Annotated in this window: 3 protein-coding genes; all 3 read left to right on the forward strand. The window is 64.0% G+C overall.

Features of this window, described 5'->3' with window-relative positions:
* Window positions 1-60: 60 nt before the first annotated feature.
* The 3 genes from VW23_RS25140 to VW23_RS25150 are packed head-to-tail and all read left to right on the forward strand — an operon-like array spanning window position 61 to window position 3222.
* Window positions 61-894: a carbohydrate ABC transporter permease gene (locus VW23_RS25140; RefSeq protein WP_069912228.1), complete on the forward strand. Its 834-nt coding sequence runs from the start codon at window positions 61-63 to the stop codon at window positions 892-894.
* 22 nt (window positions 895-916) lie between these two features.
* A complete protein-coding gene (locus VW23_RS25145) occupies window positions 917-2086 on the forward strand; it encodes a glycoside hydrolase family 172 protein (protein WP_069912229.1) in 1170 nt (389 codons plus the stop codon).
* Between the two features lie 2 nt (window positions 2087-2088).
* Window positions 2089-3222, forward strand: a complete 1134-nt coding sequence (locus tag VW23_RS25150) for a glycoside hydrolase family 172 protein (protein WP_084646470.1) — start codon at window positions 2089-2091, stop codon at window positions 3220-3222.
* Window positions 3223-3267: the final 45 nt, after the last annotated feature.

Consider the following 3267-nt stretch of genomic DNA (forward strand, 5'->3'; position numbering starts at 1 on the left):
GGGTGGGGGGTGCTCTGTGCGCACCAAGCCATCCTGCGCCTCGCACCACCGGAGCACCCCATGAGCAATAGCCTTTCCCGTTCGCAGGCCAATGTCGTCCGGCTGGTCTGGATGCTGGTGGCCGCGGTGCTCGCCGTGATGGCGATCTTCCCGCTGCTCTACATGCTGTCGATCGCCTTCAAGGGCCCGACCGAGGTGTTCAAGTCGAACCTCATCCCGGCCAAACCGGTGCTCGACAACTTCATCTACGTGCTGACCGAGGTGCCGTTCTGGCGCTACCTGATCAACACCTTCGTCATCTCGGCCGTGGTGACGGTGGTCGCCTTGTTCTTCCACACCATGGCTGGCTACGCCCTGGCGCGGCTGAAATTCCCCGGCCGCGAGGTGGTGTTTCTCGCCATGTTCTCGACTTTCCTCGTGTCGCTGCCGGTGATCATCGTGCCGCTGTTCATCCTGGTCCGCTCGATGGGGATGCTGAACTCCTATGCCGGGCTGATCGTCCCGGCGATCTTCAACGCCTTCGGCATATTCCTGCTCCGCCAATACTACCTGTCGCTGCCCAAGGAGCTGGAGGAAGCCGCGGTGATCGATGGCGCCGGCTACTGGCGCATCTACACCAGCGTCATCCTGCCATTGAGCCGGCCGATCATTGCGGCGCTGGCGATCCTGTTCTTTCTCGCCAACTGGAACTCGTTCCTCTGGCCGCTCACCGTCGCCTCCGACCAGAACCTGTGGGTCGTGCAGGTGGCCATCGCCAACTTCAAGAGCCAGTACGCCGCCAGCTGGAACTACACCATGGCCGCTTCGACCATCGTCGCGGTGCCGATGCTGGTGCTGTTCGTGATCTTCCAGAAGCAGATCATGGACTCGATCAAAACCAGCGGCCTCAAGTAGGCAGCCCCCAAAGGAGACAATTATGACCAATGCGGGCCTCTCGCCGCTACGGGGACTAGCCAAACTGCGCGAGGCGCAGAGCCGCCGCTTTTCGAGCTGCGACCGCACCGGCGGCAATGACGACCGGCTGCACATCGAACCGGGCAAGACCGTCGTGATCGCCGAGCACCAGGGCGCCGGCATCATCACCCATATCTGGGCCACCCTTGCCTCGTCGGCCGACCACTATCTGAGAAAGATCGTATTGCGCGCCTATTGGGACGGCGAGACCGAACCCAGCATCGAAGCACCGATCGGCGATTTCTTCGGTATGGGCCATGCCAAGACGAGGAACTTCGCCTCGCTGCCGGTGCAGGCGAGCCCGCAGGATGGCAAAGCCTTCAACTGCTACTTCCCGATGCCGTTCGGCAGCTCGATGCGGCTCACCATCACCAACGAGTCCGAGGTCGACCTGCTGTTCTACTACTATGTCGATCTCGAGCTGCATGATCGGCTCGAGGACGGCATGGGGCGCTTCCACGCCCAGTATCGGCAGGATCGGCCGGCGGGAGTCAGCGAGGCCGGCAAGACCAACGAGCAGCATCTGTTCGGCGGCGAGAATGTCGACGGCAAGCGCAACTACGTCATCCTCGATGCCGAGGGCCACGGCCACTATGTCGGGGTGCTGTTCTCGGTGCAGTCGCAGCGCCTGTCGCGGTCCTGGGACTGGTACGGCGAAGGCGACGACATGATCTGGATCGACGGCGCCCCCGGCCTCTCGGTGCCCGACACCGTGCGCAAGCCCGATCCACGCATCGGCCCGAAAGCCGCGCTGATCGAGCCGCGCCCCGAAAGCGCTCCCGGCGCCAACGACCAGTGGCCGCCGACCCTGCATGGCACCGGCACCGAAGATTATTTCAACACCGCCTGGTGCCCGACCGAGGAGTATTCGGCGCCCTACCACGGCATCATCGCCGCCGGCGGCCCGAACTGGACCGAGCCGGTGACGCTCTACCGTTGGCACATCGAGGACCCCTTGATCTTCAAGGAGCGCATCAAGGTCACGATCGAGCACGGCCACGCCAATGGCCGCTCCGACGACATCTCGTCGGTGGCATTCTGGTATCAGGCCGAGCCGCACAAGCCGTTCGAGCCGCTACCGCCGGTTGCCGAGCGCCTCCCGCATTTCCGCTATCCATTCCAGGGACAATGAACATGACTGCGCCTTTCAACGGACTCGGCGTCAACCTCTCGAACCTCTACCGGCTGTCGCCGGCCAGGACCCGCTCGATCTCGCCGGAGAATTTCACCGGCGAGAAGGGCAAGGGCGGCATGGCCACCGAAGGCACCGGCGCCGTGCACGCCAAGGGGCTCGGCCCCGATGGCAATGGCCAGGGCTGGAAGGTGTCGCCCTCGATCCGGATCGAACCGGGCGAGACCCGCGTCCTCGCCGATATCGAGGGCATGGGCGCCATCCAGCAGATCTGGCTGACCACGGCGAACCTGCGCTGGCGCAGCCTCATCATCCGCATGTGGTGGGACGACCAGGAGAACCCCTCGGTCGAGGCGCCGCTCGGCGATTTCTTCTGCATGGGCTGGGGCCAGTTCGCCCAGATCAACTCGCTCGCCGTCTGCGTCAACCCCGGCCGCGCCTTCAACTGCTACTGGGAGATGCCGTTCCGCAAGGCCGCGCGCATCGAGATCGAGAACACCGATCCCGACGATTTCGGCATCATCTACTACCAGATCAACTACACCCTGACCGAGGTGCCGGAAGACGCGGCCTATTTTCACGCCAAGTTCCGCCGCACCAATCCCCTGCCCTATGGCACCGATTACACCATCCTCGATGGCGTAACGGGGCGCGGTCACTATGTCGGCACCTACATGGCCTGGGGGGTGAACAATTCGGGCTGGTGGGGTGAAGGCGAGATCAAGTTCTTCATGGATGGGGACAAGGAATTCCCTACCATCTGCGGCACCGGTACCGAGGACTATTTCTGCGGCGCCTACAATTTCGATGGCGGCGTGGTCGATGCCACCATGGACAGCCGCTATCGCGAGTTCTCCACCCCCTATGCCGGTCTGCCGCAGGTGCTGCGCCCCGACGGCACCTATCGCAGCCAGACCCGCTTCGGCATGTATCGCTGGCATTTGAGCGACCCGATCCGCTTCGAGAGCGACCTCAAGGTCACCATCCAGGCGCTCGGCTGGCGCACCGAAAACCGCAACACCCGCCGATACCTGCCGCTGCAGGACGACATCGCCTCCGTGGCGTTCTGGTACCAGACCCTGCCGACAGCGCCGTTCGAGGCGCTGCCGGGGCGGGATTATCTTGAGGTGATTTGAGGGCCCAGACCGCAAGGCCGGCGCGCGCGCGCCGACACCCCCTGC

Source organism: Devosia insulae DS-56, from assembly GCF_000970465.2.
GTDB lineage: Bacteria > Pseudomonadota > Alphaproteobacteria > Rhizobiales > Devosiaceae > Devosia_A > Devosia_A insulae.